Origin of the sequence: Paenibacillus helianthi (assembly GCF_001909055.1) — a bacterium.
Taxonomy (GTDB): Bacteria; Bacillota; Bacilli; order Paenibacillales; family Paenibacillaceae; genus Paenibacillus_AQ; species Paenibacillus_AQ helianthi.
This window is the reverse complement of sequence record NZ_LVWI01000037.1, coordinates 1-23,061: the sequence shown is the minus strand read 5'-3', so window position 1 is coordinate 23,061 and position 23,061 is coordinate 1. Positions and strand designations below refer to the sequence as shown.

Sequence of the window (23,061 nt, the reverse complement as noted above, 5' to 3'; positions counted from 1 at the left end):
GCCGCTTTATTTTTGCTTAGAGTCTTTCCACACCAAGCACTATAATCCCTGTCTGCCTAATACCGTGTGACCCCATCCTTGGTCACCAATGCGAAGACCAGCGGTTGCGGGGGAACCGGCTCGGCGGAAATCAGGTAAGCTTCCAGCACCTTGGCTTCCGCTTCCTGCACCTTGTTCACTCCGGCGTCGTTCACATGCAGGACAGCGAGTGTTTCGCCTGCAGCTACAGCATCCCCGACTTTCTTGGACAGCTGAATACCGACCGCCAGATCAATGACCGATTCCTTCGTTTCCCGGCCGGCACCAAGCAGCATGGCAGCGATGCCAATTTGCTCAGCCTGGATGCTCTCCACGTACCCGGAAGTCGCTGCCTTCACTTCGATGAAGGTCCGTGCGGACGGCAGTGTATCGGGCGACTCCACCTGGGTTACATCTCCGCCCTGGGCCAGGACGATCTGCTTGAACTTAGCCAGTGCACTGCCATCCTCAATGTGGGTCTTCAGGATCGAACGCGCTTCGGCCTCATCCTTCGCTTTTCCCCCAAGGACCAGCATCTGACTTCCAAGAATCAGGCAGACCTCTTCCAGATCTTTAGGCCCGTGACCCTTAAGGGTTTCGATGCCTTCCTTGATTTCCAAGGCATTGCCGATGCCGTAGCCCAGGGGCTGGTCCATGTCGCTGATGACCGCAACCGTGTTACGACCCAGATGGGTTCCGATATCGACCATGGCCTGGGCCAGGGCGATGGAATCGTCCAGCGTTTTCATGAATGCGCCGCTGCCGGTTTTGACATCGAGTACAATGGCATCGGCGCCGGCGGCAATCTTTTTACTCATGACGGAGCTCGCAATCAGCGGAATGGATTCCACCGTCGCGGTCACATCACGCAGCGCGTACAGTTTCTTGTCCGCAGGGGTGATATTGCCGGACTGGCCGATGACAGCCGCACCGATCTCGCCAACCTGGGTGAAGAACCGTTCACGGTCCATCTCCACGGAGAAGCCGCTGATCGACTCCAGCTTGTCGAGAGTGCCGCCGGTATGTCCCAGACCGCGGCCGGACATTTTGGCGACTGGTACTCCGGCAGAGGCTACGAGTGGAGCAAGCACTACTGTAGTTTTATCGCCCACACCGCCTGTGGAATGCTTGTCTACCTTGATGCCCGCAATCGGACTAAGGTCAACCTGGTCACCTGACATGGCCATTTCCAGGGTCAGATCACCGGTTTCACGTGCGTTCATCCCTTGGAAGTAGACCGCCATTGCCCAAGCAGAAATTTGATAATCCGGAATTTCACCCTTGCTGTAGCCCTGGATCAGATAAGCAATTTCTTCACGGCTCAGCTCGCCGCCGTCTCTTTTCTTTTGAATCAGATCAACTGCCCGCATTATGCCTGCACCTCACGCACAAAAGCGCGCACCAGGCCGATAAATTTCGGTTTTGTCAGGTTTGCCACCTTTACCACCTGCTCATGCGTCAGCGGCTCCAGCTCATCCCCAATAGCCATATCGGTAATACAGGTAATACCCAGCACCCGCAGCTTGCTGTGGCTGGCAACAATCACTTCCGGCACCGTGGACATGCCTACGGCATCTCCGCCAAGAAGGGCGAGCATTTTGAGCTCAGCAGGTGTTTCGTAGGTTGGGCCGCTGATTCCGGCATAGACGCCTTCCTGCAGCACCAGTGCTTCGCCGTCCACACCTTTGACTCCAGCCGCCAGCTTTTGGGCCAGAACGATATATTCAGGATCATACGCCCGGGACATATCCGGGAAACGAACACCCAGCTCCGGATCATTAGGTCCGATCAGCGGGTTGTCACCGGTCATGTTCAGGTGGTCGGTAATCAGCATCAGATCTCCGGCTTTGAATGAACGGTTCATGCCGCCGCCCGCATTGGTAATTACCAGCGTTCCTATGCCAAGCTTAGCCATTACGTATACCGGCAGTACAACCTTGCGCATGGCATAACCTTCATAGTAATGGAAACGGCCCTGCATAATCATAACGTCTTTGCCTTCCAGCTTTCCGATGACGAACCGTCCGGCATGGCCTTCCACCGTCGAACGCGGAAAGTGGGGGATTTCCCCGTAAGGCAAGTAAATGGCATCTTCAATCTGGTCGCCCAGATCGCCAAGACCCGAACCCAGAATCAGTCCGATCTTTGGAGCGTATGCACCCAGTTTGGATTGAATATATTCAGCAGCTTCTTTGACCTGCATGCCATAAGGGGTATTTGCGTGTTGTGTCATAAGTAACGTCCTCCCTATATCAATTGTGTATGGTGTAAAAGTCAGTTCAGCTGAGGCCTCAGCCTACATCTTCGGAATAAACGCCAGGACCAGCTTCAAAAAGTGCTCCCGCACACGGTCCGCCGTCTCCATAACCTCCGCATGGTTCAGCGGCTGGTCCAGAATACCGGCAGCCATATTAGTGATACAGGAAATACCCAGCACCTCAATGCCGGCATGACGGGCAACAATGGTCTCCGAAACGGTAGACATCCCGACCGCATCCGCACCCTGGCGGCGAAGCATCACGATTTCAGCCGGTGTTTCGTAGTTGGGTCCAAGCAGTCCGGCATATACACCTTCCTTGAATTCAAACCCCTGTACTGCCGCAGCTTCTTTGGCCACTGCTATCAGACGGGGGCTGTAGGCTGAGGACATATCAGGGAAGCGCACACCCAGCGCATTGTCATTGGGGCCCGTCAGCGGATTGCGTCCGGTCAGGTTCAGATGATCGGTGATCAGCATCAGATCCCCAGGCTTGAAGTCTGTGTTCACGCCTCCGGCGGCGTTAGTCACCAGCAGGCTGGCTACTCCCAGCTCCTTCATTACACGAACGGGAAAGGCTGTCGTTTCCGGGCCATAGCCCTCATACATATGAAAACGGCCCTTCATCATAACCACACGGCGTCCTTCGATCATGCCAATCAGCAGTTCACCCTCGTGTCCTTCCACCGTAGATACCGGGAAATGCGGAATTTCATGGTAGGGAATGACCACCTCATCGGTGATCAGATCCGCCAGCACGCCAAGACCCGAACCGAGGATCAGGCCGATCTCCGGGGCAACCGGACATTTATCTTTGATATAGATTGCTGCTTCCTGAATATTGCTCTGAGTTACTACGTTCATGATTATATTGCCTCCTAAAGGGGTTGTGGGATTACTTCAATTCCGCCAAAAAGCTTGTCCCGTACTGCGGCGCTTTCGCCCCGAAGTTGTCGGCAATCGTCGCTGCCACATCCGAGAACGTCTGCCGGATGCCCAGGCTATCCGGGTTCTTGAACCGCGGACTGTAGACCAGCAGCGGCACATATTCGCGCGTATGATCTGTTCCGCTGTGGATCGGGTCATTACCGTGGTCTGCCGAGAGGATCAGAAGATCGTCTTCCGTTAACGTCGAGAGCAGCTCAGGCAGCGCCTGATCAAACACCTCCAAGGCATGACCATAGCCCTCAGGATCACGGCGGTGGCCGTACAGGGAGTCGAAGTCTACCAGATTGGTGAACAGGAAGCCGTTAAAAGGCTTGCGCAGCTCTGCAATTGTAATTTCGATACCATGTTCATTGCTTTTGGTCGGATAGGAGGCTGTAACCCCTTCACCCGTAAAAATATCATTGATCTTGCCGACGGCAATCACGTCTTTGCCGATATCCTGCAGCGCATTCATTAGGGTTGGCTCAGGTGGCTTCACCGCATAATCATGACGATTCGGCGTGCGTACGAAGTTCCCCGGTTTGCCCACATAAGGTCGGGCGATTACACGTCCCACCGAGAATTCAGGAGCCATCGTCAGCTCACGGGCGATAGCGCATGCGCGGTACAGCTCTTCCAGCGGGATAATATCCTCATGCGCAGCAAGCTGAAATACACTGTCTGCAGATGTGTATACAATCCAGGCGCCTGTCTTCATCTGCTCCTCACCATACTCTACCAGTATCTCCGTACCGGAGGCCGGTTTGTTGCCAATCACCTTGCGGCCGGTAGCGGCTTCAAACTTCTCAATCAATTCAGCAGGGAAGCCGTCAGGGTAAGTATTGAAGGGAATCTCAATCTTGAGTCCCATCAGCTCCCAGTGTCCGGTCATCGTATCCTTACCAACCGAAACCTCCTGCATTTTACCGTAATATCCGGTTGGGGCAGCCACAGGTTCAAGCGGCGGCAGCGGTGCAATATTCGCAAGGCCAAGCTGCTGCAGGTTAGGAAGCTTAAGACCCGGCACCCGTTCCAGAATATGGCCCAGCGTATGGGCTCCTTTATCTCCAAAACCTTCGGCATCCGGCGCTTCACCGATACCTACACTATCCAGTACAATAAATCCGATTCGTTTAAATGAGGACATTGCCGTCTTCACTCCTTTAGTAGTATGCAAGACTTGAGCCGCTGATCTTTCAAATGAGTACCACCTGGTGGTGCCTTAGGTTTCAGTATGATTCCATCATAGCGATCTTACTCACAAAAAGCATCTTTTGCCGACTGCGGACTTGATTATTGTAAGTGATCTCTTAGATTAAACGTGTTTCCGGTTATCTGGCCCGCGGATGATGGCTCTCATAGACATCCTTCATATTCTTACGCGCAATTCCGCTATAAATCTGGGTAGTAGAAATATCAGAATGTCCCAGCATTTGCTGTACGGAACGCAGATCAGCCCCACCCTCCAGCAGGTGTGCCGCAAAAGAATGTCTTAAGGTATGCGGAGTAATGTCCTGCTCGATCTGGGCTTCGCGGGCGTATTTCTTAATGATTTTCCAGAATCCCTGACGGGTCAGCCTGCCACCCAGACTGTTCAGGAACAGGGCTGACTCATCCGTATTCCCGCGAAGCAGCTTGTCCCGCATACCAGCCGTATACCGGGCTACACATTCAGCGGCCATCTCCCCCATGGGAACGATCCGCTCCTTCCCGGAAGATCCGGTGCAGCGCACATACTTCATATCTGTATGCACATCCTCCACATTCAGCGAGATCAGCTCGGAGACGCGGATACCAGTGGCATAGAGCAGCTCCAGCATCGCCTTATCGCGTTTGCCCGGGGGAGTGTCTTCACCAGGTGCTTCCAGCAGCCGTTCCATCTCTTCCACACTCAGTATTATCGGCGGCTTGCTGCTTGGTTTGATTTTGTCCATATCCAGCGTCGGGTCCTGCCCGATCAATCGTTCCTTCAGTAAATAGTGAAAAAAAGCCCGGAGTGACACCGTATTCCGGTTCACCGTTGCGGCTGCGCGCCCTGCTCCCCGCTGTGCCGCGAGATAGAGCATAATATGTGATCTTTTGATCTCTTCCGGCGAGGCTAAGCCACGCTCTTCGGCAAAATCCATAAACTGTGAAATGTCCCGTCCGTAGGACTCCAGTGTGCTTGGCGACAAGCCTTTGTCTTCGGATAAATACTGCATAAACGGCTGCAAATGTGACTTCATCAATCCACGCTCCTGTCTTACTCAGGCTGCTCTTCACGATTCTGGAGCATTTTAGGCATAGGGCTCGCGGCAAGCTTTTAAGGGTAGGCCATGTGCGGTCCCACCCTTGTCTTTTTCGACAGACTCTCAGCTATTTCCTGCTTATGGAGTAGTGTTCACTCACCGTACCAGTAATAAAACCGCAATCTCTCCCCCGCGCCCAGCGCTTCGGGACTATGCGGAACCTCTTGGAATGCCCGGACGGCCGTTCCTTCAGGGATTTCATGATGCTCATAAGGATTGATCCAACTGCTGATCCAGCTCATGGCATAATAAGCAAGGCAGCTCATGGCCACCAGCAGTGTCATAAAATACAGCCGGCGCATGGTCTTCGGCACAGAGACGATCATCGGGATTCCTCCTCAAATTTTATGGAGCAATTTAGCCCCACGAACTCGTCCTACACTCTATGCACCGGTGACTTCTAATATGTATGAAGCACTGTAAATCATTTAAAAAGCCCCCTCCGGTATATCGTACCGGGGAGAGCTTATGCGGTAAATCCTCATCTATAAGCTTATTCGGAAGGCTTGCTGTCCGTGCTGTTCTTGTCCTTGCAGCGGTAGCAGATTCCGTGAAAATCAAGTCTATGATCCAGCACGGTAAAATTAAACTCGTTCTCCAGCCGCTCTTCCAGCGGTCCGAGCCAATCTTCGCGAATCTCATCCATCGTGCCGCACTGCACACAGATTAGATGATGGTGGTGATGCTTCGCTGTATCTGTCCGCAAGTCATAACGGGCCACGCCATCACCGAAATTGATCTTCTCCACGACATGAAGTTCACTAAGCAGCTCCAGAGTACGATAGACAGTAGCGAGACCGATCTCAGGAGCTTTCTCCTTCACCAGCATGAAAACATCTTCTGCGCTTAAGTGGTCTTCCTCATTCTCCAGCAGCACTCTTAAAGTCGCTTCCCGTTGGGGTGTCAGCTTATATCCTTGGGATTGTAGCTGTTGCTTAATCTTATCTATCCGGGCTTCCATTGTCTGCCTCCCCCTTGGAAAATTACCGCTCCGGGCAACCAAAATCACTTCTTCCATTATAGGGGGAGTCGGTTTGAGAAGTCAAACGCTTTTGGAGCGGAGAGCTCCTAAGAAGCAACCCGGTAATCCCTGTTATCCTTTGGGGACCAGCATAGGTGTAACCCAGCGCATCATGCAGACATTTTAATGTAGTGTATTTTAACTTAGCACCCACTCTTTTTTTGATGTCTTGGATATAATTCATTCATTTTCTAAAATACTCTGAAGCTTGTTTTAGATAAAATGTGTTTTTTACGTGATTATTTTTAGGTAAAAGATGATGAGAACCCGGTTTCTTCTACTGAAATATACTTTGATCTTTATTATTGATTTGTTTTTTTCAAGTACAAAATATTCCCTTATTCTGATAGACTACCTCCAGAACATCTCTTGGGGGATTTTATGAAGAATAGAATTGCTTTATCAATGATCTTGTCGGTTTTATTGATCTTGCTTCCTGTTATCGCCAATGCACATCCGGGTAGAACAGATTCAAATGGTGGTCATTACTGCCGTACCAATTGTGCAAAATGGGGACTGGAAAACGGTGAATACTACTACCACAATGGCGGAGGTTCTAAATCAGCTCCGGCTGCCACTGCCAAACCAACAGCCAAACCAGTTATAAAACCGACCGCAAAGCCTACAACCAAACCAACTACAACACCAGCTCCTACTTTGATCGTGCCTAAAAAACAAAATGTCGGCACTCTGCAGGTTTACTTTTTCGATGTTGGACAAGGTGACTCCACCTTGATCCGAACGCCAAACAATCAGTACGTCCTAATCGACGGTGGCAACAATGATCAAGGAAAGAATGTTGTAAAGTATTTAAATGCTTTGGGAGTAAAGACGCTTGATGCCATGGTGGCTACTCATCCCGACGCAGATCATATTGGTGGATTGGATGATGTTCTAAAGGCCCTCAATGTGAAGTCTGTTTATGCACCGAAGGTGTCTCATACCACGCAAACCTATAAGGATTTCCTGACAGCAGTTAAAAATGAAGGGCGCACTATAAAAGCAGTGACTAAGGGAGTTACTATTCCTTTGACGGGTGTAGAAGCAAATTTCCTTGCGCCCGTTAATACCTATGGTGATGATCTTAACGATTGGAGCGCAGTTCTAAAGGTTACTTATAAAAATAAGTCCTTCTTATTCACCGGAGATGCTGAACTGAAGTCTGAAAATGATATGCTTGCGGATGGTAAGAGTTTGAAAGCCGATGTACTAAAGGTCGGCCATCATGGCTCCAGCAGCTCAACCAGCAAAGCCTTTCTCGATGCTGTCAAACCAACCCTCGCCATTATAAGCGTCGGGAAAAACAATTATGGTCATCCGGATTCAGGCATATTGACAAGGCTAAAAAGCGCGAATGCTTCAGTTTTGCGAACTGATCAAAAGGGAACTATTACTGCAATTAGTGATGGAAATAAAATACTACTACCAAGGGGGCAAGTAAATGAGGAAGGGAATTATTGATCGCTTCGAGGGTGAGTATGCAGTCATTGAATTTGATGGTAAAACGGAAGATATCCTAAAATCAGAATTACCTGCAGAGGTAAAGACTGGAGACACCCTTATTTTCGAGGACGGCAAGGTCATAATAGATACTGAGGATACGGACTCACGGAAAGAGGAAATTGATAGTTTAATGGACGAATTGTTTGAAGAATAATAAAAATGCCCCGGTCACTTCGGGGGCCACTGAAAAACCAGCCTTTCATGGTTCAAACACGATCATGTATCAAAAAGACGACGTCCATTCTGTTACTTCCGAATGGAGCGTCGTCTTTTTTTCTCCCTGTTCGCCTTACATGGCCGTTGTTTACTCCATAAGTTTCAATATTCGTTTTAAATTAACGGTGAATATCGCCATGGACCCTGAATTTCCATGCCAATTAAACCCGAGGAGGACGCAACGTCGTACCCGTGTCTGTGTTTAAGTTCGCTGTTTTTTGCTTCAATCTTATACCGTTCTTTAGCCTTGGATTTAAAGGCCTCACTTTCCTGAAACGCAGCTTGTTTTAAATGCTCATGGCTCTTTATGCTCACCGAATACGTTTTGCTTTTTGCACCTTCCGTATAACACCCTTCTCTCATCGGGCACTTTTTGCACCGTTCAACATCAAAGTAATAGGTGTGCTTCTGGTTTTTCCCTTGACCTTTTTTGCCCTGACGTGCCCTGCGGATCGCCAGATGTCCGGCTTTGCATACGTACATTCCTGCATCTTTGTTAAACTCAAACTCATCTTCCTTCGCGCGGGCACCTTGCGTAATCATTGGATTTAACTTCGATATCAGCTCAATTTCATGTTTCATGCTGTAGGCGATGTTGTCTTTTTCAGAATAGGCGGTGTCTCCAATGACGGTGTCTACAATCATTCCAGCTTCTTTGCTTTTTTCAATCAAGGTTTGCAATTCTTTCCCGTCACTCTTTTCCCCTATGGTAATCGTTGCCGCCGTAATGATTCGTTCTTCGCTCATCGCGATATGAGTTTTGTATCCGAAAAAGGAGGAGTCCGCCGTTTTATGGCCCACTTTGGCATCCGCATCCGTAGAAGTTTGTAGATGCTCCAAATCATCAGCAATGCTTTCTTTCAATAGATTCAATGGCTCAGTCACCTTAGGTAGTCCCGTAAAACGCCCGTCCTGCTCAATTACTGCGACAAGCTGCTGGCAGTATCGCACCTCATCCTCAATGACATCGGTAGTCACTTTGACCGGAAAGGCGGTCTTCATGGATTCATCCAGTGTAATGCAGCCACTTCGCTGCCATTGGTCACGCGGTACCCGACCACAGTCGCCCCGTTCTCCGCTGCCAACTCCAACTCATCTACAAGCAGCCCGGATTCTTTAAAGCGCTCGGGCTGGCCTGCCATATCTACAGCTTTGTTCGGCAGCCCCCACTCCGCTTGATACGGCACAAGCACGCGGCCTGATACCGACAGGACACGCGACTTGGCGACCGCCTTCAGTTCAACATACGCGCCGGGTCTATTCCGTTGTATCGACATTCACTACTTCCTCCTTTGTTGTCAGGCCTAAATAGTCCTGCACTTTCTGATTGACTTCTTCCTATGAGAGCAGGGCCTCATCTGTACAATCAAAAAGAGCGCCGGCAATTTCAAAGCGTTCCCGCTTCAAAACCACTGCGCTCTCTATCCATTCCTTTTTACTTCGCTTGTTTAGGTCATCTGGAACAACAGCATCAGTAGGCTGGCGAATCTGTTTTTTTAGGCTCATATTAAACAATCCTCCCTTTTTCTGAACAAAAGAAAAACCGCCTATCCTTGGGCGGTTAATTCTGTACTTCACAAAAATATCTTTGATAGTACATCATTGTGTTTACGACGAAAGCTGAAAGTCAAACCTCAGTCATTTGGTTTAATAGTTTTGATTAATCCAATTGTGATCCCTTGTGCTATTGCCACTATTATTGGTATGAACAAATCCCATAAACCCCAATCCCATCCAAAACTAATCCAGCCTCCAGAACTAGGGGTATAATAGCCATAGAAAATAAAAGCTCCTCCAGGTACTACAGATAAAAGTACCCAGATTACTATTATTCGTTTTTTATATTTTGATGTAATGAATAGAAATACTACAACACATAGTAGAAAAAGCATTATTCCATCAAATAAACTAAATTCAATATTGAACATTGAACTGTTCAACATTTCACCAATAGATAAATAAAAAATCAAAATAAACAGAAGGCCCAAAAACCACAAAAAATATTACACCACCTTTAATAATATATAATTTGCTTATATTATTACATACCTCAGTGGAGGAGGTATGTTAACTATATTATGAATGACTGCAGTTTAATTATTAGTTGAGCAAGTCTGTTCGTCATAAGTGAAACTCAATATGATTTAATAAAAAAAAATCATTGATCTTACCAATTGGGCTGCCATCACCGTTCACAAGCAACTTCGGCACGTGTAAAAGGTATGAATACCTGAAGGTGATTTCAATCCGGTCATTCAACGACCGTGTACGCGGAGATTCTATCACCATCATGATGCCAAAGCGCTGTGAAGCCACGCAGGACCGCTGCTGACGAAGGTACAGGAAGAACGGTGATAAGTCAAACGGAACCGGCTCTCCCTGATCTTGATCGTCGTCCCGCTCCATATCGTAGTGGAAGACCAGGCCCACATCCTCTATGATCCGGTCAGCCCCTGGGGTGTGCGCCTTATCGGAAACTAGATCAGTTTCTATAAATACGCTCGGCTGCTCGAATTGTCTGGCCAGCCAACGGGAACGATCTTGAAGAATTGGAAGAACCGGATAGACCTGCTGCACGAGTTCTGCCCAGGCTTTTAATCCAACATCCATCATGATAGCATCCCCTCCAATTCCTTCTCCAGCCGCTTCATGATCAAAGCGTTCATACCACCCTCCAACTGCTGAATGGCAATATCAAAGTAATGCCGGCCGATGAAAGAACGGGGCTTGGCCATAAACCCAGTCTTTGCTCTAGGGTCGTAAACAAACGTTCCATTGGAGGCCCAGTAGCCCGGGACAAAGTGAGCCTTATGGATGGTGTAGCCGTCATTCAGCAGCCTTGGATACCCACGCTTGCCGGGATCACTGCTGCTCGTACCCAAATTAGAGCCGACCTCCAGCGTAATGCTATTCCGGTCCACATCCCACTCCCAGACGTTGCCGTCCTCCCCGCGAGTAAAGGAGTTCCACATGGTCCCGGTGTCGATCAGATCCTGCTCATCAATTTCGTCGATGATAAGGTTCAGCAGCGTCTCGCCAACAGCCTCCGTGATGTTCCGGAGAATTTGATTCACACCGTCGTCGCTAAACTTCTTAAATTTCTTGGCCAAACCATCAAAATCATGCATGTTCACTGCCCTTCACCTCGCAAGTCACCAGCAGTTCACGCCAGTAACGGCGCGGGTTAGAGTCAATCACCAGATACCGGCGTCCGAACAGCAAAACTTCGTCACTGATTCGAACATCCGCTGTCTTCGGAACCCCTATTGTCTTTTTGATAATGTATATGACAGGATTGGATTCTGCTTTGGCATCCGTCTGCGTCTTAACAACGAAACATTTCAGATCCGCGACCTTTCCCGCCTTCCGATCGCTGAACAGATTGTCCGCATCCTGCTGCCGGCCGACCCGGTACACCGAGAGTGGGGTATTCATGCGGTGATTCATAGCAAATAGGCCGTGATGTTCCCATCATCCGGCCCGGACTGCTGCTTCTTGACCCAGAGGAAGAGGATAGAGTCCACATCAGCATTACCCGTGGTCTTTCCCTCCACCGCCAGTCGGGTGTATGTCCAGGCACCATCACTTTCTGCTGAATAGCCCCGTGCAGCGGAAGCCAAGTATTCCTCACTGTCCTGCAGGGCCAGCGATTCCGCCAGCTTCACCCAGGCAAGCAAAAGCTGCTTATCTACCATCGCTGGAAAAGGAACAGGTAAATACAATTCTATCCGGGTCTGTGCGTCATCGATGTACTGCTCAAGCTGGTCACCAGTCTCCTCCTGCACGGCGCTGACACGGCTGCGGATTTTAAGGAGTGTCGTTGTTAGCATTCGGAACACCGCCGCCTTCCAGCGTCTTCAGAGCAGCGATCAGCTCAGGCTTCTTCATGTCAGCAAAACCTTCGATGCTGGCTTTCTTCGCTTTGTCCTTCAACTGTACAACGGTAAGGTCCTCCAGCGGAATCACCTTTTCCTCATTAACTTCAAAATCAGGATGATCACGCAGCTTTTCCAGCACAGTCTTGTCTTGTACAAGCACCGGCTTAGCCGGCTCGAACCGGATACTATATAGCCGAAGGGAGGCATTTTTGCCCCTGTAGGTTACGTATGGCATTAAAATTCCACCCCTTCCACATAAGCCAAGGCCTGCGGTTCTTCGAAGATGGCGTCAAAGTCTGAGTGAATCGCATAGAACCGCTTATCCGTCCAGATTGCTTCCTTGCCCTCAGTCGTCTTACGAATCTGCATATCGTAAGTGTGGACCATGGCAAAGTTCGGCTGATAGGTAAAGAGAATGGCGCCTTCCGGCATACTCCAGACCTCTTCAACATCATAAGCATTGACTTGCTTCGTACCCCCCATAATCTGCAGTTGGATTGATGCACTTGTATCCTTCTCCGCCAGCATCTGAAGACGCTCGCTGAAGGTGTTCGGATGCATGAAATATTTGAACACGCCACCGGCTCTGTTCCGGGTCGGGATCGCTCGCTCTACCTCAAACAAAACCCCAGTTTTCTCTTTAGCCGAAAGTGTTTTCCAATCTAAGTAATGACCGGTGGTACGCGCCTTCTTCAACCACCCATCATTTATGCTCAGAAACTCATAATCCGGATCAGTGTTCGGGGTTGCCTTATCACCATTAAAACCAATATCCTGCATATTCTCACCATAGTTGTTGGCCATGTTCCGCATAATGATATCTTCAGCGTTTTGACCGCGTACCCGCTGCGTCTGGCGGATAAACTCTTCTGTGATGTCGAAAGGCAGTACTACCGGCTCTACTGAATAGGGAATCTGCGGGAAGGTAAGCCCTGGTGTATTGGTCGCCATGATATTCTCTTTTTTACCGCGCATGTTCCGGCCCCGCACACCGACTTTATCGATGGTCCCTTTGGAACTCTTCCGGTTCTCATGACGGATGCCTTTCAAGAAACCATTTGCCTCATACGCCATATCGGTGAAGGCTTCGACTTCCTCATAGTTCAAGGCGTTTTGGTCCATCGTAGTTACAATAGTTGATTTCTGGATGCTAGATCTCGTGATAATACCGTTTGTTTTCATAGTATGCATTCCTCCTTCGAATTACAGGAAGCGTCCGAAACTAACGGCGCCTTCTGATTTGCTGATTTCTTCTTCATCACCTTGAGCGGAGGCTCCGCGGCTATTCTTCACCAGCTGCACATCAGCTGTTAGCGACTGCATCTGCTCACTCAACGGTGCCAGAGCTATGGCAATGGCATCTGTAATCGCAGTCTCTTCTACGGTCGCAGCCGGAGCAGCAGCACCGGCGGGTTGATCACCCTCGACACCTTCCTCTTTCTTCAACTCCGCAATCTCTGCCGTCAGGCCTTCTACCTGCTTAGCGATCGGGGCCATTGCGGCCGTAACGGCCTTGGCAATATCTTCAGTTTTCAATTCGTCTTCCCCCTCGGGCTCCTCTTCTACGGGAGCCGTTTTATTTTTCAATTCAGTTAGAGCAGAGATAGCATCGTCGACGTGTTTCAGGTTGCCGGCTGAAATCTTTTTACCGGCTTTGGCAATCTGCTCCGGCGGCGCGCCGATGGCCTTGATAATGTCGTCCTGAATCAGCACACCTTGAGCGATCTCTACAAAATCCTGTAGCGCCTCCCGAATGGTCTCCGCATCAGTTTCCAGTCCACTCTGCCAGCTGTCCCAATTAAAAAGAACCGAGTTGAGGGCATCCTGCGCCGCCCAAAATTCTCGGTTCTTCCGGTTCTTATGATATTTATCTGCGACCGCGCCTTTTTCAATCAGCCCCAGCGCTTTGGCTATTCGGCTCAAGATCCCCTTGGATACTTCCTCTTCCTCCTCGATCTCTTCCCGCTTACCTACACCCCACATTGAAAAGCCTGTTATCTCGCATTTCTTTATGGCCTCCCAAGTATCGTCGTCCGTCACTTTCACAGCTGCCACCCAGGAGCCCTTCGCGATCTGCTGCTCACCGAGCGTCATGTCACAAGGAGCAATGAAAGACTCTATGACAAATCCCTTGTCGGCTTCGAGATCGTGCTGCTTGTCGATGTTGTAGGTGTGTTGCTTCTCCATAAAGAGATGAGCTGCCTTCTCGATCTCGACTTCATCCATTTGATCGTCATGAGCATCGGCCACATCCGGCTGATACACTACTCCTTTGACAATTCGCTTGTCATCGTCAATTTTGGCAATCTGGACCTGTTTCTGAATGGCATTCTTTCCAGCAGCCTTGATAATAGCAAACGGCACGCCGTTTGCGCCCTTGTCTACCAGAGAGATATGCGTAATCTTAGCGTCTTTCAGTTTAAAGCTCATAATCTGTTCTCACCTCCTTTCATGAAATATCAATCCATCACCGACTGCATTGTGCAACGGCATTGTATAATTTCTTCCGGTCGTCCTGAAGGATCACCAGGGAACATAAGCTTGCTCTTACCGACTTCAAAAGGCTTGTCCAGCGGCTGCACCTGCCGTTCGCCTTACGGTGTGTCTTCCTGGTGCGATCACCCTTCGAAGAACGCCATTTCTTACCGATGACCACCTCGGATTGCTTCCAACCCTCCAACTTACCACCGTTGGCTGCGGCCGTGCTCATGGTTCGGGAAACGGTAATGGACCGCTCTATGTTAAAAGGGCCAGCGTCTCCCTTAGCAGCGGCAGCGCTGACCTCTCTCACCAGCAATGCCCGCTCGGAGGGTGTCTTTCCCTCCTTGATGGCTTTCTGAAAGGCTCGGGTCATGACATCCGCACTAGTCCCGTTCATATCTGGAACAAGCTTCTGCAGGTTCTTAGCGAATCGGGACGCTGCCTTGTTTTTCGTGGACCAGGTCTTATCGGTGTTTAAGACCGTCAGCTCCGATTCGCCGGCAAGATGATACAGCGGCGTGAAGGCATCATATACCGCCTGTTCAAACTGGACTGTGAATAAATCACCGGACTGTACGGACTGTATAACCTTGCCCAGCTCCCCGAGATCAAGCAGCAGCTCCTCGCTGAGTTCCAGAATCGCATCATGCAGCGCCTTCCCCTGAAGATCAAGAATCTCAACAATCCGATTCTCTCCTTGCTTGTAGAGTTCTTCCAGCACCGCGCGCTCTGCATTGGTTAGTTCCAGGCTGTCTAGAAACTCAGTGTCGTCCGCTTTGGCGATGAGCTCCCAGCATTCCTTACACATGGTCGACTACCTCATCATGACTCTGACGTAGCAGACGCTTGGCAATTGTAGCCACACGCTCCTGCAGATCGTTCACATCGGAGTCAGGTTCAGGTACGGTTATAGCCGGCTGGCTGTTCACAAGCTGCGCGATCGGTGTATCCAGGTATTCCGCACTGTACTTAGACTCATCAATGGTTGTATCAAGTACTTCTTCAGCAATAGGAATCAGATCCCGCACCAGCATTATGCCCCGGTCTGCGATAAAGTCCAGCAATGCCTTCCGGTCTTCTGGGTCAATGATGCGCGGCCCGCGCAGGGTCGCCCGCACCCGGAAGATGCCCATAGCCGGAAACAGGCGTTTATTGAAAATCTCATCCATAATCCACTTGCGGTAAGGCTCAAAGACCTGCTCCTCTGCAAACCGCAGCGCGGCCTGCGCCGTAGCGCGATTGTAATCGGAGCTCTGCCCCACCAGAATCGGCGGCAACCTGAACGCGGATAGGATGTCGGCTTTCTTGTCCTTTCCATATTCCAGGAACAATGCATCCTGCTGCAGTAGATCATTCAGTTTGTCCAGCTTGATGGCCACTTTCTCGACCTTCTCATCTAAAGGCCCGCCGGTCTCTTCCCCTATCGCTTCCAAGTAAAGTATGCCGCCCTGCGATTGTGCTCCCTTAACATTCCGCAACAGCTCCATGGATTGCTTGGTCAGCCGGCCATTGGTCACAGTCAGCAGCATGGAAAGCATACGGCCATTGGAGAAATAGGAAACATTTAGCTCCTCAGCCTCCCGGCTGCCGACCACGCCCGGCGCATTCCCAAACCACCGCGGCTCCCCGTAGGGGCCGTCATTACCAAGCTTCAGAGGAATGATCTGATTGCCTTGACCTTCTGTTCCGAAGGATCTGAACCATACTACCGACTGCCCGCGCTTCATGGCGTATTTCCGGGCGTAGATGTCCTGCGAGAACTCCTCGACCTTCTTCGACGACCGGATCAGCCGCGTCCGCTTGATTGTCACCTTGTCAGTTTCCCGGGTACAGCGTACATATTTGGGATTCATCCGGTAGAGTGTCGGGAACTCACTACCCGTGGGCCAGGCGACCTCCACATTCGCATTCCCGCTACTCTCAATGTCCTCAATCAAAGAGCTGATAATCTCATCCGGTGTATCCTCCAGGTTACAGGTCTCCAGAAACTTGTCGGCCCTGTTCCACTCCTCAAGCGCGGTCTGATCGCTCTCCCCCGGGATATATTCCAAAGCAATGCCGTAACCGGCAATGTTCCGCTTGTATGCCTCAATGCACTGCGGGATAATGTTGCTGTTTCGGACCAGAAGCTTGCAGGAAGCAGGGTCGTTGCCAGGAGGGAATGGCAGCAGCCCATGCTGATCATAGAGGTTCTCAAAGCTATCCGGCAGCTGCGCGCTGGAAGGAATGTGCCTATCCTCTGCTTTTGTTATCTGGAACCACTGTGCTTCGCCGCTCATTCGTTATACCCACCCCAAATCATTATCCATTCGTTCCTCTCGCTCTTTCTTCCGTTGTTTCACACGCTGCAGCAGATAATCCGTATGGATACCATACCGGCGCGCGTCACAGGTATGGTCGTTTTGCTTAATGGGCTTGTCCTCACCGCGTTCGGCGGCTTTTTCATCCCATACGTAAGACACCAACTCCTGAAGGGAATTGGTGTTATCGGCACAGATATACAATTCATTGCGCTGGAACCGGTTGGACACCGTCTGAATACCATCCAGTACCGTATTCACAGCAGCCCGGACATTCTTAATATCGCGTTTCTTCAGCTCAATAATAAAAGCCTTTGCTGATGGGTCGATGAAGATTGCATACTCATCGCCGTCAATAAAGGCTTCCAGGTCATCCGCATATTCACCATTCGTTTTCTCACCCTTGCGGCGGATGTTGTGATAATACTCTTCCAGCTCATAATAGATGTTCCCGCGGACTCCGTATTTCAGGAACGCTGTTGGATTATTGGCCCCGTAGTCAATACAGATGAACTTACGGTCAAACTTGGCCGGGAACCAGTCCCGTGCCTTCTTATGGACCGCGTCATCAAACTTGGAGAAGATGACTCCTTCGGCCATGACCCAAAGACCCAGGATGTACCGCTGATAGGAAATCCCGCTGTACATGCGCCGGTACCGCTCACGTACCCGCTCGGAGAGTGACAGGTTATCCTCCATTGTGAAGTGCAATTGCAGCGCATGCTTCTTCTGAAGCTGATCCAGCCATTCCATCTTAAACCAATGATATGGGCCAGCTGGGTTGCAGTTAACCACAGCTTAGCACCATCCACCGAACAACGGGCGGTCGCTTGGTCTACGAAGGACTTTGGCATGAGTGCCACTTCATCAAAGAACATGCCGGCCAGCGTAATCCCGGCGATCAGATCCTGTGAACTTTCATCTCGGCCCCCAAACAAGAAAAACCGGTTGCTGATAAGCCCCCGGGTAACGGTGAGTACATTTTCAGATCGATTGTCATGAACATGATACCCACGGCTGGCCAGCATACGTTTTAGTGGCCCGACTACGTTACGGCGGAGTGCGCCGATGGTCTTGCCGGACATACCGAATTGTTCACCTCGGAAGGTGTCCATCGCCCACGCAATAAAAGAGAACGACATGCAGACCGTCTTCCCGGCCCGGACCGAACCGTCACAGATAATTGCATCCTTATCATGGTGCGGGCTTTCCGGTGTCCACCAGGTCAGAACCTTGAGCTGCTTATCGGAGAATGGAGACCACTTGAACGCCGGCGGCTTGAGTTTAAGCTTCGCCATCGTCGCTCCACACTCCCGCCGCCATGCCCTTCAGCGCATCAATAAAGCCATCATCCTCGAAGTCTTCCTTACCGCCACCACCGCTCAGCATCTGCAGCTCATACTCCATGGTCTCAATACGGATACGCTTCTCGTCGTCGGTCAGCCGGTTCTTCAGCTCGATAGCTCGGATCTTCTTATCCTGAATGCGAGTCAAGGCTTCCTCCAGCTTCACAATGTCGTCCAGCTTACGGAAGCCCTTCTCCTCGATCTTCGACTCCATCATTTCATTTCGGCTGTGCGGAATCTTCTTTGTGATACCTGTCTTTTCGTCGTGAATAGTAGCGACTTCTTTGATAGCCTTAAGCTCATAAAAGACGTTACGCTCCGTTTCGGTTAGCCCATCCATCAGGAATTTGATCCGCTGCATCATGCGCCGCTCCCAGATCGTCAGGAGGTAAAGAGATTCATTCGCCTGAATAATCGGGTCAGTATCCACCTGATTGATAAGCTGCTGCTCAGTTTCGGTCAGGGTATCCAACCAGATAGTTTCGTGTTCACCGGTGGTGACGGCCTTCTTGTTGCCAGGCGGCCCACCGGTCCCGCCGTTGTTTCCCTTAGCGTTTTGATTGCCCGGGGGAGCGCCGCCACGATTGCCGACTGCGTTCTTGTTCCCTTTGGGAGCGCCGCGATGTGGAACGTTCCCTCTCGTTTCAATTGGAACGCTCTCTTTGGATTCGGGTGAAACGTTCCCTTTGAGCTTTTCTTCCCAACGATCAACAGACTTCCACTTGCGGACCTTATTTTCGCCAACAAAAAGAGCAGCGGCGATGTCCTTCAGCTTCATCGTCCCGCTGCTCTCCAGCCACATTTGCTTTCCCTTGTCCCGCTCGGGACTGCGTTCTCTAGCCATGCTACATGTCACCACCCCCATACAATCCCAACATTAAGGATATTTATATTTTTTTGTCTTCAATTCGGTAAATTGTCACAGTATCTTTGGGTATCTGACTAACAAATGAATAATCTATCTGGTGATCTTATTTTGAAAAGGATGGGATATAATGCCAGAACATAAAAATTTATTACGTCGAATTGTTTATGATGAGCCATTTTCAAAAACATGTTACAAAAAGGTATTAGGTGTTAAAGTACCTTACCCTTGCTTTGGCATGAAAAGAAAGAAAATAGAAATTTACCTTGTAACGAAGTATCCAGAACAAACTACCCCTGTACAAAAAGCAGCAATTCTTTCTTGTGCAAAAGTAGCTTCTAGCGTAGCACTTGCTGCATTTAAGGTAGCCTACGCAGCAACAGTTGGTTCCACTGGTGGTATTGGAGCAATACTTGGTGGTGTGGCGGCAGGTATTGCTGCAGCTGAAACCGCAGGGAAAAAGTCTTTTGATGAGTGTAAGAAAAAATCTCTTCCGAACGATATAGCACGTCAGACAGGTATATCTATCAGGCAAGAAAAGTCTAATAGAAGTTATGAAATACACACAGACAATGAAATAAGTTCAGCAATCACTCAACTCAGTCATTACAATCATCATAGTGATAATCAAATCACATCACCTTACCCGTATGCTAACTACAATCAATATCAATATCCTTATACTCAGACTACTCAAAGAGATGAAGTGTACTATAACTTGTCAAGTCCATTAAGCGATAGCTCTCCTATCTATATTGAATACCCTGAAATAGAAGAAGAGGTATCTGAGATTGAAACATTTAATTCTGCTGATGATGATAACTATTTCATAGAGCAATAATTATATTTCATCCTTCTGCAGCTCAATATCAATCTCAATCAGCTTCTTCAGATCGTCCACCGTCTTAATTTCAATTCGACCGTCCTGGAAGTCCTTGACCCACTTGGCTATGCCGGCCTTAACGATCTTCCGGTATTGCGCCTTACTTTCGAGGATACCAGCCATAACTTCGAGCTCATGTTGCAATAAAAGTTTATCTTTTGTTCCCATTGCGTTCCCCTCGGCTTCCGTGTATATTTGGAAACGAGACAGCGGATGTCCGAAAATGCCGCGCGCGGCGGACCGCTGTCTCAGCCGGGGGATACCCTGGGTGATTGGGAGGACGTTAACGCGTCCTCCTTTTAATATGTCTTGGCATAAGAAAACCGCCCAATCTTTAGGCGGTTGATTTTAAATTATAGTGTCACGTAGCTTAACTTTTTATTACTAGATGAAGTAAGGGGAAGGGTCGTCCTGAACCGTCCAATTCCGATCGTCCTATCTGTACAAAACCAAACCGTTTATAGAATGTGTACGCTCCATCGTTTTGCTCATTCACATCAACCTGGAGATTGCTGCCTTTTAATTTTTTGGCATGTTTTATCAATCGACTACCTATACCCCTTCCGTGATATTTGGGATCTACGAATAGCATCTCTATCTTTGTTCCGTCAAGCCCAATAAACCCTGTCGGTTCTTCATTTTCGTTCAATTCCAACCAAATCTCAACTTCATTTAGCGCTCCGTTTTGAAGCATCTGATGATAAAATTCAATATCCTCATCAGTCAAAAATGTGTGTGTATGACACACAGCCTTGTACCAAATATTTATTAAATTATCATGATAGTTTTCTTCATATGGGACAATTTTGTTTAGCATTACTCAGCCTCCGTATTTCTAATTTGTCAAAAGATTAATCCCCTTGATAAATCTTCTTTTTAATATCATACAGAGTCAAACATGGAAATGGGAAGCTTTTACAAAGATAAGTAATCGCCACCGTACTATCCTATCGTTAGCTTAATAAGAAATCAAATACAAAACTTAAGCCTACCTTTAAACTACGGGATCAGCACGGGCTCAATATCGGGAGCTTCCTGATATCGCTTCTTAATGACATCACAGAAGATCGGATCCAGTTCCATTGTCCGGCATGTCCGGCCAAGCTGGTCACAAGTCATAAGGGTGGAGCCGCTGCCACCGAATAGGTCGACCACAATATCCTCACGCTGGCTACTGTTCCGGATCGGTATGGCCAGCAGCTCAAGTGGCTTCTGTGTAGGATGAACATATTTGGTTACATCCCCCTTTGAAACCTCCCAAACCGTTTCAGGGAGTGGATCTTCTGCCGGTAAACCGGACCGCCAGACCGTGGTCTGAGTACGATCGCCGTACCATGCCGGGGCCTTGCCCATCATATGGCCATAAAAGACCGGCTCATGCTTCCAGCGGTATTGTGCCCAGCCGAAAGTGGCCACGTTCTTGACCCAAATGCACTGGCAGCGTACCGTAATCCCTGCGACGTTCATCGCGTCCTCAAATTCCCGCTGATAGGATGAAGGATGGAAGACATAGATTGCAGCGGTCGGTTCCATGGCCACGGCGTACTGTTCAAAGACGGCATGCAAAAAGCCCGCAAACTCCTCTGCGGGCATATCGTCGTTCATTATAGAGCTGCGACCATCGGCAGCCAAGCGGGCTGAGTCGCTCTGTACCGCCACATTATAAGGGGGGTCCGTTACAATTAGAGACGCCTTCACCCCGTCCATCAGTTTGGCAACATCCTCAGCATCCGTAGAATCACCACACATGAGAATGTGCCGGCCAAGCTGCCAAATGTCACCGCGCTGCGTTTCAGGCTCTTTGATTTGATCAAGGGCTCCATTGACGTCGAATTCGTCTTCCACAACCGGTAGATCAATCTCGGTATCCGGCATGCCGCCGAACTCTGTGATCAGCTCTTTGATCTCCTCCGGATCAAAACCGGACAGCGCCAGATCCGCCTCGCCTTCCTGCAGCTCACTCAGCAATTGCGCCAAGGCTTCATCATCCCAGCGGCCAGATACCTTATTCAGCGCCAGATTCAGCAGACGCTCCCGCTCCGGGTCTAGGTTAACTACCGATACGGCCAGCTCCGTGCAGTTCTGCTCATTGACCAGTACCTTGTACCGCTGATGGCCGCCGACCATGTTACCAGTCTGCTCATTCCAAACGATTGGGTCAACGTAGCCGAATTCGTCCAGGCTACGGCGAAGCTTCTCATACTCCGGATCTCCTGGCTTTAAATCAATTCTTGGGTTGTAGGTTGCTGCGTTAATTTGCTCGATTGATATGGTCTTAAGAATCATTATCCAGAACCCCCGTGTAAGGAATTTTGTAAAAGAAAATTATTCAATGTAACAAAGCATGATGTTCATCACTTACTTTTTTTGTAATTAGAGGTAAGGTTATCTAACAAAATTTAAGGAGGTTTCTTTTGAATGAAAAAACTCTTATTAGCATCATTTGCTGCTCTAATGTTGTCGTTTGGCCTCTTCTTTTCAAACTCCCCGCTTTTTACTCCTACAGCTGAGGCAAAAGCTCAACAGATAGTATATTCAATTCACCTTACCCCTGGTGGAACTTATCAGTTAGGTTCAGGAACAGGATATAAGTATGTTATACTCCAAGGCGACTTTAAGAACCTCACAGTTTCAAGCAAAGGACTAGTTACTGCCACTACAAGCCCCATCACTGACGATGACGGTTTTGTAGGTGATATTTACGTAATTGATAAGTATGGGAATTCATTAGAATTTGTTCATGTATATATTAATTAGTATTAATTTGTTATACAAAAAGGGGGCTGTCTCAAAAGCCATGAAATGGCTACTTGAGACAGCCCCGCTGTTTTTGAGTTGGATGGACTTGCGCACTTGGTGCGGACGCTCCGCGAACGGACCGTTGCTACAATCGCTGTGCTCTCCAGATTTTATTTATTTCCCGTAGCGGTAAAAATCCGGAGAGCAAGGCGACCGCTACCGCTTTTCCGCAATCAGTCCGTCCTCTCCGCTGTTTAAGCGGGGGAACGTTCCTACAATTCTTTCAAAAATCACAAAAAGAAATCGCCCTTTGGTAAAATGGAAGTGTCGAGCAACCAT

Annotated in this window: 28 protein-coding genes and 1 pseudogene; 4 read left to right on the top strand and 25 right to left on the bottom strand. The window is 49.2% G+C overall.

Annotation, left to right across the window (positions count from 1 at the left end):
• Positions 1–56: 56 nt before the first annotated feature.
• The 7 genes from A3844_RS11945 to fur all read right to left on the bottom strand — a co-directional run bounded on the left by A3844_RS11945 (position 57) and on the right by fur (position 6,451).
• Positions 57–1,388, bottom strand: a complete 1,332-nt coding sequence (locus A3844_RS11945) for a pyrimidine-nucleoside phosphorylase (protein WP_074107509.1) — start codon at positions 1,386–1,388, stop codon at positions 57–59.
• Positions 1,388–2,251, bottom strand: a complete 864-nt coding sequence (locus A3844_RS11940) for a purine-nucleoside phosphorylase (protein ID WP_083606815.1) — start codon at positions 2,249–2,251, stop codon at positions 1,388–1,390. Before A3844_RS11940 ends, A3844_RS11945 begins: the two co-directional genes overlap by 1 nt.
• A 63-nt stretch (positions 2,252–2,314) precedes the next feature.
• Complete coding sequence (locus tag A3844_RS11935) at positions 2,315–3,139, bottom strand: purine-nucleoside phosphorylase (protein WP_074087521.1); 825 nt, start codon at positions 3,137–3,139, stop codon at positions 2,315–2,317.
• Between the two features lie 31 nt (positions 3,140–3,170).
• Positions 3,171–4,349, bottom strand: a complete 1,179-nt coding sequence (deoB, locus tag A3844_RS11930; RefSeq protein ID WP_074107508.1) for a phosphopentomutase — start codon at positions 4,347–4,349, stop codon at positions 3,171–3,173.
• Between the two features lie 184 nt (positions 4,350–4,533).
• The gene (xerD, locus tag A3844_RS11925; RefSeq protein ID WP_074087519.1) at positions 4,534–5,427 is read right to left on the bottom strand and encodes a site-specific tyrosine recombinase XerD; all 894 of its coding nucleotides are present in this window, start codon (positions 5,425–5,427) and stop codon (positions 4,534–4,536) included.
• 155 nt (positions 5,428–5,582) lie between these two features.
• Positions 5,583–5,816 carry a DUF4227 family protein gene (locus A3844_RS11920; protein WP_074087518.1) on the bottom strand — a complete coding sequence of 78 codons (234 nt, stop codon included), beginning with the start codon at positions 5,814–5,816 and terminating at the stop codon, positions 5,583–5,585.
• A 167-nt stretch (positions 5,817–5,983) separates the two neighbouring features.
• On the bottom strand, positions 5,984–6,451 hold the full coding sequence (gene fur, locus A3844_RS11915) for a ferric iron uptake transcriptional regulator (protein ID WP_074087517.1): 468 nt from the start codon (positions 6,449–6,451) through the stop codon (positions 5,984–5,986).
• 441 nt (positions 6,452–6,892) lie between these two features.
• Here fur and A3844_RS11910 point away from each other — a divergent pair, with 441 nt between their 5' ends.
• Together A3844_RS11910 and A3844_RS11905 are read left to right on the top strand one after the other, a co-directional pair.
• Positions 6,893–7,972, top strand: a complete 1,080-nt coding sequence (locus A3844_RS11910) for an MBL fold metallo-hydrolase (RefSeq protein WP_074087516.1) — start codon at positions 6,893–6,895, stop codon at positions 7,970–7,972.
• Positions 7,953–8,168 carry a DUF3006 domain-containing protein gene (locus A3844_RS11905; protein WP_074087515.1) on the top strand — a complete coding sequence of 72 codons (216 nt, stop codon included), beginning with the start codon at positions 7,953–7,955 and terminating at the stop codon, positions 8,166–8,168. The genes A3844_RS11910 and A3844_RS11905 overlap by 20 nt, the downstream gene beginning before the upstream one ends.
• A gap of 150 nt (positions 8,169–8,318) precedes the next feature.
• Here A3844_RS11905 and A3844_RS11900 read toward each other — a convergent pair.
• From A3844_RS11900 to terS, 15 genes and pseudogenes are all read right to left on the bottom strand, one after another.
• Positions 8,319–9,262, bottom strand: a pseudogene (locus tag A3844_RS11900) (transposase); the annotation flags it as partial.
• On the bottom strand, positions 9,229–9,507 hold the full coding sequence (locus A3844_RS11895) for a hypothetical protein (RefSeq protein ID WP_244169758.1): 279 nt from the start codon (positions 9,505–9,507) through the stop codon (positions 9,229–9,231). The pseudogene A3844_RS11900 and the gene A3844_RS11895, both read right to left, overlap by 34 nt.
• A gap of 61 nt (positions 9,508–9,568) precedes the next feature.
• On the bottom strand, positions 9,569–9,736 hold the full coding sequence (locus tag A3844_RS32770) for a hypothetical protein (protein WP_167374671.1): 168 nt from the start codon (positions 9,734–9,736) through the stop codon (positions 9,569–9,571).
• 128 nt (positions 9,737–9,864) lie between these two features.
• On the bottom strand, positions 9,865–10,227 hold the full coding sequence (locus A3844_RS11890) for a hypothetical protein (protein WP_074107507.1): 363 nt from the start codon (positions 10,225–10,227) through the stop codon (positions 9,865–9,867).
• Between the two features lie 124 nt (positions 10,228–10,351).
• Positions 10,352–10,843 carry a hypothetical protein gene (locus A3844_RS11885; protein ID WP_074087513.1) on the bottom strand — a complete coding sequence of 164 codons (492 nt, stop codon included), beginning with the start codon at positions 10,841–10,843 and terminating at the stop codon, positions 10,352–10,354.
• Positions 10,840–11,358, bottom strand: coding sequence for an HK97 gp10 family phage protein (locus tag A3844_RS11880; protein WP_244169764.1), 519 nt, complete (start codon positions 11,356–11,358; stop codon positions 10,840–10,842). The genes A3844_RS11885 and A3844_RS11880 overlap by 4 nt, the downstream gene beginning before the upstream one ends.
• Complete coding sequence (locus A3844_RS11875; protein WP_244169757.1) at positions 11,351–11,665, bottom strand: hypothetical protein; 315 nt, start codon at positions 11,663–11,665, stop codon at positions 11,351–11,353. The genes A3844_RS11880 and A3844_RS11875 overlap by 8 nt, the downstream gene beginning before the upstream one ends.
• 8 nt (positions 11,666–11,673) lie before the next feature.
• A complete protein-coding gene (locus tag A3844_RS11870; protein WP_074100384.1) occupies positions 11,674–12,060 on the bottom strand; it encodes a hypothetical protein in 387 nt (128 codons plus the stop codon).
• The gene (locus A3844_RS11865) at positions 12,038–12,343 is read right to left on the bottom strand and encodes a Rho termination factor N-terminal domain-containing protein (RefSeq protein ID WP_074087509.1); all 306 of its coding nucleotides are present in this window, start codon (positions 12,341–12,343) and stop codon (positions 12,038–12,040) included. The genes A3844_RS11870 and A3844_RS11865 overlap by 23 nt, the downstream gene beginning before the upstream one ends.
• Positions 12,343–13,290 carry a major capsid protein gene (locus A3844_RS11860; RefSeq protein ID WP_074100385.1) on the bottom strand — a complete coding sequence of 316 codons (948 nt, stop codon included), beginning with the start codon at positions 13,288–13,290 and terminating at the stop codon, positions 12,343–12,345. The genes A3844_RS11865 and A3844_RS11860 overlap by 1 nt, the downstream gene beginning before the upstream one ends.
• A gap of 21 nt (positions 13,291–13,311) precedes the next feature.
• Entirely contained in the window at positions 13,312–14,538 is a 1,227-nt protein-coding gene (locus tag A3844_RS11855; RefSeq protein ID WP_074107506.1) for an XkdF-like putative serine protease domain-containing protein, read from the bottom strand.
• 37 nt (positions 14,539–14,575) lie between these two features.
• Complete coding sequence (locus tag A3844_RS11850; RefSeq protein ID WP_244169756.1) at positions 14,576–15,397, bottom strand: structural protein; 822 nt, start codon at positions 15,395–15,397, stop codon at positions 14,576–14,578.
• Positions 15,390–16,868: a phage portal protein gene (locus A3844_RS11845; protein WP_074087506.1), complete on the bottom strand. Its 1,479-nt coding sequence runs from the start codon at positions 16,866–16,868 to the stop codon at positions 15,390–15,392. The genes A3844_RS11850 and A3844_RS11845 overlap by 8 nt, the downstream gene beginning before the upstream one ends.
• Before the next feature lie 3 nt (positions 16,869–16,871).
• Entirely contained in the window at positions 16,872–17,684 is an 813-nt protein-coding gene (locus A3844_RS33895; protein ID WP_341864891.1) for a PBSX family phage terminase large subunit, read from the bottom strand.
• Between the two features lie 489 nt (positions 17,685–18,173).
• Entirely contained in the window at positions 18,174–19,079 is a 906-nt protein-coding gene (terS, locus tag A3844_RS11835) for a phage terminase small subunit (RefSeq protein WP_074100388.1), read from the bottom strand.
• 151 nt (positions 19,080–19,230) lie between these two features.
• Here terS and A3844_RS11830 point away from each other — a divergent pair, with 151 nt between their 5' ends.
• Positions 19,231–19,941 (top strand): hypothetical protein, encoded by a 711-nt coding sequence (locus tag A3844_RS11830; RefSeq protein WP_074100389.1) that lies wholly within the window; start codon positions 19,231–19,233, stop codon positions 19,939–19,941.
• Here A3844_RS11830 and A3844_RS11825 read toward each other — a convergent pair whose 3' ends face one another.
• The 3 genes from A3844_RS11825 to A3844_RS11815 form a co-directional block, all read right to left on the bottom strand.
• Complete coding sequence (locus tag A3844_RS11825; protein ID WP_074107505.1) at positions 19,942–20,151, bottom strand: hypothetical protein; 210 nt, start codon at positions 20,149–20,151, stop codon at positions 19,942–19,944.
• 202 nt (positions 20,152–20,353) lie between these two features.
• Positions 20,354–20,800 (bottom strand): acetyltransferase, encoded by a 447-nt coding sequence (locus tag A3844_RS11820; protein ID WP_074087503.1) that lies wholly within the window; start codon positions 20,798–20,800, stop codon positions 20,354–20,356.
• Between the two features lie 182 nt (positions 20,801–20,982).
• Positions 20,983–22,269, bottom strand: a complete 1,287-nt coding sequence (locus A3844_RS11815; protein ID WP_143192070.1) for a site-specific DNA-methyltransferase — start codon at positions 22,267–22,269, stop codon at positions 20,983–20,985.
• Between the two features lie 132 nt (positions 22,270–22,401).
• Between A3844_RS11815 and A3844_RS11810 the strand changes: the two genes are divergently transcribed.
• Positions 22,402–22,740, top strand: a complete 339-nt coding sequence (locus A3844_RS11810) for an immunoglobulin domain-containing protein (RefSeq protein ID WP_074087502.1) — start codon at positions 22,402–22,404, stop codon at positions 22,738–22,740.
• The last annotated feature ends 321 nt before the right edge of the window (positions 22,741–23,061 follow it).

Bases quoted from the DNA above. Each gene is read 5' to 3' on its own strand.
- A3844_RS11940 (WP_083606815.1), bottom strand. From the start codon at position 2,251: ATGACACAACACGCAAATACCCCTTATGGCATGCAGGTCAAAGAAGCT.
- A3844_RS11920 (WP_074087518.1), bottom strand. From the start codon at position 5,816: ATGATCGTCTCTGTGCCGAAGACCATGCGCCGGCTGTATTTTATGACA.
- A3844_RS11875 (WP_244169757.1), bottom strand. From the start codon at position 11,665: ATGAATACCCCACTCTCGGTGTACCGGGTCGGCCGGCAGCAGGATGCG.
- A3844_RS11895 (WP_244169758.1), bottom strand. From the start codon at position 9,507: ATGTCGATACAACGGAATAGACCCGGCGCGTATGTTGAACTGAAGGCG.
- A3844_RS11855 (WP_074107506.1), bottom strand. From the start codon at position 14,538: ATGAGCTTTAAACTGAAAGACGCTAAGATTACGCATATCTCTCTGGTA.
- A3844_RS11910 (WP_074087516.1), top strand. From the start codon at position 6,893: ATGAAGAATAGAATTGCTTTATCAATGATCTTGTCGGTTTTATTGATC.
- A3844_RS11870 (WP_074100384.1), bottom strand. From the start codon at position 12,060: ATGCTAACAACGACACTCCTTAAAATCCGCAGCCGTGTCAGCGCCGTG.
- deoB (WP_074107508.1), bottom strand. From the start codon at position 4,349: ATGTCCTCATTTAAACGAATCGGATTTATTGTACTGGATAGTGTAGGT.
- A3844_RS11865 (WP_074087509.1), bottom strand. From the start codon at position 12,343: ATGCCATACGTAACCTACAGGGGCAAAAATGCCTCCCTTCGGCTATAT.
- terS (WP_074100388.1), bottom strand. From the start codon at position 19,079: ATGGCTAGAGAACGCAGTCCCGAGCGGGACAAGGGAAAGCAAATGTGG.
- A3844_RS11825 (WP_074107505.1), bottom strand. From the start codon at position 20,151: ATGGGAACAAAAGATAAACTTTTATTGCAACATGAGCTCGAAGTTATG.
- A3844_RS11885 (WP_074087513.1), bottom strand. From the start codon at position 10,843: ATGATGGATGTTGGATTAAAAGCCTGGGCAGAACTCGTGCAGCAGGTC.
- A3844_RS11905 (WP_074087515.1), top strand. From the start codon at position 7,953: ATGAGGAAGGGAATTATTGATCGCTTCGAGGGTGAGTATGCAGTCATT.
- xerD (WP_074087519.1), bottom strand. From the start codon at position 5,427: ATGAAGTCACATTTGCAGCCGTTTATGCAGTATTTATCCGAAGACAAA.
- A3844_RS11945 (WP_074107509.1), bottom strand. From the start codon at position 1,388: ATGCGGGCAGTTGATCTGATTCAAAAGAAAAGAGACGGCGGCGAGCTG.
- A3844_RS11830 (WP_074100389.1), top strand. From the start codon at position 19,231: ATGCCAGAACATAAAAATTTATTACGTCGAATTGTTTATGATGAGCCA.
- A3844_RS11935 (WP_074087521.1), bottom strand. From the start codon at position 3,139: ATGAACGTAGTAACTCAGAGCAATATTCAGGAAGCAGCAATCTATATC.
- A3844_RS11845 (WP_074087506.1), bottom strand. From the start codon at position 16,868: ATGAGCGGCGAAGCACAGTGGTTCCAGATAACAAAAGCAGAGGATAGG.
- A3844_RS11820 (WP_074087503.1), bottom strand. From the start codon at position 20,800: ATGCTAAACAAAATTGTCCCATATGAAGAAAACTATCATGATAATTTA.
- A3844_RS11850 (WP_244169756.1), bottom strand. From the start codon at position 15,397: ATGTGTAAGGAATGCTGGGAGCTCATCGCCAAAGCGGACGACACTGAG.
- A3844_RS11815 (WP_143192070.1), bottom strand. From the start codon at position 22,269: ATGATTCTTAAGACCATATCAATCGAGCAAATTAACGCAGCAACCTAC.
- A3844_RS11860 (WP_074100385.1), bottom strand. From the start codon at position 13,290: ATGAAAACAAACGGTATTATCACGAGATCTAGCATCCAGAAATCAACT.
- A3844_RS11810 (WP_074087502.1), top strand. From the start codon at position 22,402: ATGAAAAAACTCTTATTAGCATCATTTGCTGCTCTAATGTTGTCGTTT.
- fur (WP_074087517.1), bottom strand. From the start codon at position 6,451: ATGGAAGCCCGGATAGATAAGATTAAGCAACAGCTACAATCCCAAGGA.
- A3844_RS11880 (WP_244169764.1), bottom strand. From the start codon at position 11,358: ATGCATGATTTTGATGGTTTGGCCAAGAAATTTAAGAAGTTTAGCGAC.
- A3844_RS32770 (WP_167374671.1), bottom strand. From the start codon at position 9,736: ATGAGCCTAAAAAAACAGATTCGCCAGCCTACTGATGCTGTTGTTCCA.